The organism is Peribacillus deserti (genome assembly GCF_002863585.1).
Classification (GTDB): Bacteria; Bacillota; Bacilli; order Bacillales; family DSM-1321; genus Paraperibacillus; species Paraperibacillus deserti_A.
Genome location: NZ_PGUY01000006.1, coordinates 23,123 through 29,122, shown reverse-complemented (window position 1 = coordinate 29,122; position 6,000 = coordinate 23,123). Strand labels below are relative to the sequence as shown.

The window sequence follows — 6,000 nt, the reverse complement described above, 5'->3', positions numbered from 1 at the left end:
GCCAGCATCCAGCAGGTACAAATCCTCCCTTCCAAAAAAACGAGCCAGCAAACAACAGATACAAATCCCCCCTTCACGCCCCAGAACTGCACATTCATTCACCACTACCCAGCAAGCACCCCAACCAGCACCACTAATCCCCCCCTTATGCTCCCAAGCCATTTCTCCATAAAAAAGCCAACCTCCCGAAGTCTATTACAACTCAGAGATGGTCGGCTCTCTTAAATCAGTCTTCCATTGTTGAAAGGTCGCCTGTCGGGAGGTCAAGTTCCCAGGCTTTTAAGACGCGGCGCATGATTTTTCCGCTTCGGGTTTTTGGAAGTTTGTCGCGGAATTCGATTTCTCTTGGTGCTGCATGGGCGGCCAATCCTTTTTTGACAAATTGGCGGATTTCTTCAATCAGTTCATCGGATGCTTCGTACCCGTCTCTTAGGGCGATGAAAGCCTTGATGATTTCTCCTCTTACCGGGTCCGGCTTGCCAATAACCCCGGCTTCGGCTACTGCTGGGTGTTCGACGAGCTTGCTTTCTACTTCAAATGGGCCCACACGCTCACCAGCAGTCATGATTACGTCATCAATTCTTCCCTGGAACCAGAAATAGCCGTCTTCATCCTTGTAGGCTGAATCTCCTGATACGTACCAGCCTCCCGGCATGAAGTAAGACTCGTATTTCTGCTGATTATTCCAGATCGTGTGCATCATGGACGGCCAGCCTTTTTTGATGGCAAGATTGCCCATGCGGTACGGCGGCAGTTCATTCCCCTGATCGTCCACGATTGCAGCCTGTACTCCTGGAATCGGTTTGCCCATTGATCCAGGTTTGATTTCCATAGATGGATAATTGCAGATCAGCTGTGCTCCTGTTTCGGTCATCCACCAGGAATCGTGTATCCGCTTGTTAAATACTTTCATTCCCCAGCGGACAACCTCTGGATTCAGCGGCTCCCCTACACTGATCAGGTGGCGGAGTGAGCTGAGGTCGAACTTCTTGATAACTTCATCTCCAGCTCCCATTAACATCCGGAATGCCGTTGGAGCACTGTACCAAATGGTCACACCGAAGTCTTCGAGAGTCTGGTACCATGATTCAGGACTGAACCGTCCCCCTACGATTACATTGGAAGCTCCGTTAAGCCACGGGCTGAATATACCGTAGGAAGTTCCGGTAACCCAGCCCGGATCAGCTGTACACCAGTAAACATCATCCTCCTTCAGATCAAGAACCCATTTTCCCGTCTGATAGTGCTGGATCATCGCATTATGTACGTGCAATACTCCCTTTGGTTTTCCAGTAGAGCCTGAAGTATAGTGAAGGATCAGTCCGTCATTCCGGTCTACCCATTCTATCTGGAAACTCTTGCTCGCTTCTTTCAGCCTTGCATTAAAATCCACATAGGTTTCATCTTCCTCGACATTTTCCCCAACAAGGAAAACAGTTTTCAATGCAGGAAGTTCATCTACCGGTACCCGGGAAAGCAGTTCAGGAGTGGTTACAAGAACCTTAGCTTCACTGTCCTCCAGACGGTCACGGACGGCTCCTTCCATGAAGGCTTCAAATAATGGCCCGACAATGGCACCAAGCTTAACAGCGCCAAGAAGTGCAAAATAAAGCTCCGGAGATCTAGGCATAAAGATAAATACACGATCGCCTTTTTCTACATTCCCATACGTCTTCAGCACATTAGCCGCTTTGTCCGTGTATTCCTTTAACTCTTTAAAGGTATACTTTTCATTTCGTTCGGCATCCCTGTAGTAAAGTGCAACCTTATTTTTTCTGAAGGTTTCAGCGTGCCGGTCAATCGCCTCATATGCGAGGTTCACTCTGCCTGTGTCAAACCAGGAAAATTCCTTTTCTGCTTCTGACCAGTCAAACGTTTGATATGTATCTTCATAGCTTTGAAGATTATAGCTGCCCTGGATAACTGATAACGCTTCCACTTTCATGTTGGCTTCCCCCTTTAAGTAAGATATACATCTATAATTATAGTATAAAGAAAATTTATTCTCAATTTTTAGATAAATTATCATAGGAAGCTCCATTGCTTTTATTGTTCCCAAAAGATAGCATACAGGAAAATGGAGTGAAATAGATTGCTAAATTGCTATTTTATGTATAATAAGAAGAGAGTTAAAATAGGCGGTGAATGAATGGACTATCAAAAAACCTATAATGCCATGGAGTTAAAAACCAATCATGGAACTTTGATCATTGAAGGACCCGTAACGGGGGAAAAGCTTAAAGCCTATGATTTCCACGAAGATTTGACCGCTTTCCGGCCAGCTTTCCAGCAGCACAAGGCACTGATAGACATTGCTGACCTTCCCGAAGGAAGAATCATCCTTGCAAGACACATGGATACGGTTGTTGGTTATGTAACCTATTTATACCCCGATCCTCTCGAAAGATGGTCTGAAGGAAAAATGGAAGATTTGATAGAGCTTGGGGCAATCGAAGTGATCCCTCAATTCAGGGGGGCTTCTGTCGGCAAAAATCTCCTTAAGGTTTCCATGATGGATGATGCCATGGAAGATTATATCATCATAACCACTGAGTATTACTGGCATTGGGATCTAAAAGGGACAGGGCTGAATGTCTGGGAGTATAGAAAAATCATGGAAAAGATGATGAACGCAGGAGGCCTGGTATACTATGCCACTGACGATCCGGAAATCAGTTCTCACCCAGCTAATTGTTTAATGGCCAGGATAGGCAGGAGAGTAAGTCCCGACTCGATTCAGCAATTTGATAACCTGCGCTTTATGAATAGATTTATGTACTAGAAGTATGCAGCTGTAAGGGGGAACTCGGATGATTTTAGAAGAAATCATGAAAACTGAAGTTATAATACTTGCGGAATCAGATACGATAAAAACAGCCATACAGACTGTAAATGAGAAAAAAATACGTCATATTCCTATCGTTAATACAGACGGCCACGTAGTAGGGCTGATCACCGATAGGGACCTGCGGGATGCCGCACCATCCATATTTCGTGCAGAAGAGCATCAAGAGGACCTTGAACGCCCGCTGAGTTCTATCATGCAGAAGCAGATTATTACCGGCCACCCCCTCGACTTTGTGGAAGAAGTTTCTGCCCTATTTTATGAACATCACATAAGCTGCCTGCCGGTGATCAAAGAAAAGAAGCTGGTTGGTATCATTACTGAGACAGATCTTCTTCATACACTTGTTGAGCTAACCGGGGCTAATCAGCCCGGATCGCAGGTAGAAATACGGGTGCCCCACCGTACGGGTCTGTTAAGTGAAATTGCGACACTGATAAAGCGAAGGAATTCTAATATTAACAGCATTCTCGTTTATCCGGATAAAACGGATCAAGCGTACAAAGTTCTTGTTATTCGTGTACAAACCATGAACCCCACAGCAGTGGTCCAGGAACTGCGCGATGCAGGGCATGAGGTTCTGTGGCCAAAATTACCGGGGGCATCTTTATGAAAAAAGCAGTTTTTGTCTATTCCGACCAGTTTTTAAGCTATAAGTTTAATAATGAGCATCCCTTTAATCAGCAGCGAATCCGCTTGACATTAGACCTGCTTGAGAAACACGGTGCCATTACAGATGAAGACATCATTCCATCAAGAATGGCATTAGATGAAGAGCTTGAACTAGTTCATGATCCCGGATATGTAAACGCTGTCAAATTAGCTGGACAAGGTCTGCTTTCTTCGGAAAAAGCACAGAATTATGGGTTAGGTACCGAAGATACACCTATTTTTCCTAACATGCACGAAGCGAGCGCCTACCTGGTCGGCGGCACACTCAGCGCTGTTGACCAAGTAATGACTGGGAAAGCGGAACATGCACTGAATCTTGGAGGAGGCCTTCATCATGGTTTCCGCGGCAAGGCTTCCGGCTTCTGCGTTTATAATGACAGCTCGGTGGCTATTAAATATCTGCAGGAGAAGTACGGTGCCCGTGTACTCTATATTGACACGGATGCCCACCATGGCGACGGGGTCCAGTGGACCTTTTATGACGATCCAGATGTGTGTACCTTATCCATTCATGAAACGGGAAGATATCTATTCCCGGGAACAGGAAGTGTTAACGAAAGAGGTCAGGGAAAGGGATACGGCTACTCCTTTAATGTTCCACTTGACGCATTTACAGAGGATGAATCGTGGCTGGATGTCTATCATCAATCATTCAAGGAAATTTGTGAGTTCTTTAAGCCTGACGTGATCCTGACGCAGAATGGAACAGATGCTCATTATTTTGACCCATTGACACACTTATCCGCGACCATGAAAATTTACCGGGAAATACCAAAACTTGCCCATGAGCTTGCTCATCAGTATTGCGGCGGCAGGTGGATTGCTGTCGGCGGGGGCGGTTACGATATTTGGAGGGTCGTTCCCCGGGCATGGTCTCTGATCTGGCTTGAAATGACTGATAATCCTAATAACAAGGGCCCGCTTCCTGTCAGCTGGATTGATACCTGGCAGCAAAAGGCTCCCGTATCCCTCCCTGCTGCCTGGGACGATCCAGAAGGAATGTATACCCCCATCCCCCGAAAGCCCGAAATAACAGAGAAAAATGAACTGACTGTGGATAAAGCCCTTTATCCAATTCGTTCGATGAACAAACAAGATGCAGCCAGTCAGATATAAGTATTAAAAAAGCCGGACCTGGCAATATGCCAGTCCGGCTTAAATTGTTTATTTAGTTGAATCGCGTTCCTCAATACGGTGAGGAAGAATAACGGACTGCTCAGTCACTTCTTCCTTATTCATCAGCTTTGTTAAAAGCCTCATGGAGACAGCGCCTATATCATATAGCGGCTGGACGACCGTTGTTATGCGAGGTCTTACCATCATAGTTAACCTGGTGTTATCGAAGCTGATGACTTCAAAGTCATCAGGCACATTCGCGCCCTTATCCTGGGCAGCATGAACGACTCCAAGGGCCATTTCATCTCCGCCCACTAATAGAGCTGTAGGTTTATCATCATTTTTCATGAGTTTGTCAAAGGCTTCCAGGCCGGAATCGTACGTATAGTCGCCGTCAACAAGAAAATCTTGATTCAACGTAAGACCGGATTCCTCTAAAGCTTTTCTATATCCATCAAGTTTCTTCTCCGTTGTCGGTTCCTTATGTACTCCCGTTATGAAAGCAATTTTTTTATGGCCTCTGTCTATAAATAATTTAGCCGCATCATAAGCAGCCTGCTCATTGTCTATATTAACAGAAGGAATTTGCCCTGACTCCTCGATCGTGCCTGCCAGTACAATCGGTACAGGAGATTTCTTAAATTCCTCGATATGTTCCGGCGTAATATTAGATCCCATAAATACAATTCCGTCCACTTGTTTTCCAAGCATTGTATTTAATAAATGCAGCTCTTTTTCCGTATTTTGGTCTGAGTTGCTCAAGATGATATTATACTTATACATCGTAGCTATATCCTCAATACCTCTAGCTAATTCAGCAAAGAAAATACTGGAGATGTCGGGTATAATCACCCCTACTGTTGTCGTTTTCTTGCTGGCAAGCCCTCTGGCCACGGCATTAGGGCGGTAGCCCAGCCGGTCAATTACTTCCATTACTTTTTTTCTGGTAGCTGGTTTAACATTTGGATTTCCGTTCACAACTCTTGAGACTGTAGCCATTGAAACATTTGCTTCTCTTGCTACGTCATAAATGGTTATGTTCATAGTCACCACTCCTTATTATTCTTTTTCCCTATAGAGACTAGGTTTATTTAAAATTAATTCAGCTAATATGAACAGAACATAGTTATTCTGGTATAGGTAAAATAAAAATCAATATATTCAAGGCCGTACCTTCATTGTCCTATTTACCGCTAGCCTTTAATTTAAACATTTGATGGAATATATATTTTGTCCAATCTATATGTATTTAATATTACGATACCCTCTTCTATTCCGGCAATGATAAGCATAGTTTTTCAGGATAATTTATTATGATAGCGTGCTATTTACTAAAAAACAAGCAAAAAACCTCCCCAAGGGGAGGC

At 44.5% G+C, this 6,000-nt stretch carries 5 protein-coding genes; 3 read left to right on the top strand and 2 right to left on the bottom strand.

The genetic code is table 11. The features are described 5' to 3' along the window. Positions 1-226: 226 nt before the first annotated feature. Positions 227-1,945, bottom strand: a complete 1,719-nt coding sequence (acsA, locus tag CUU66_RS02285) for an acetate--CoA ligase (RefSeq protein WP_101640070.1) — start codon at positions 1,943-1,945, stop codon at positions 227-229. A 204-nt stretch (positions 1,946-2,149) separates the two neighbouring features. On the opposite strand from acsA, the gene CUU66_RS02280 reads away from it, so the two are divergent. From CUU66_RS02280 to CUU66_RS02270, 3 genes are read left to right on the top strand one after another with little or no spacing between them, the layout of a single operon-like run. Then, the gene (locus tag CUU66_RS02280) at positions 2,150-2,782 is read left to right on the top strand and encodes a GNAT family N-acetyltransferase (protein WP_101640069.1); all 633 of its coding nucleotides are present in this window, start codon (positions 2,150-2,152) and stop codon (positions 2,780-2,782) included. A gap of 28 nt (positions 2,783-2,810) precedes the next feature. Continuing rightward, positions 2,811-3,458, top strand: coding sequence for an acetoin utilization AcuB family protein (locus CUU66_RS02275; protein WP_101640068.1), 648 nt, complete (start codon positions 2,811-2,813; stop codon positions 3,456-3,458). After that, complete coding sequence (locus CUU66_RS02270) at positions 3,455-4,633, top strand: acetoin utilization protein AcuC (RefSeq protein ID WP_101640067.1); 1,179 nt, start codon at positions 3,455-3,457, stop codon at positions 4,631-4,633. The genes CUU66_RS02275 and CUU66_RS02270 overlap by 4 nt, the downstream gene beginning before the upstream one ends. A 48-nt stretch (positions 4,634-4,681) precedes the next feature. On the opposite strand, the gene ccpA is transcribed toward CUU66_RS02270, so the two are convergent. After that, the gene (gene ccpA, locus CUU66_RS02265; RefSeq protein ID WP_101640066.1) at positions 4,682-5,677 is read right to left on the bottom strand and encodes a catabolite control protein A; all 996 of its coding nucleotides are present in this window, start codon (positions 5,675-5,677) and stop codon (positions 4,682-4,684) included. Positions 5,678-6,000 lie beyond the last annotated feature (323 nt).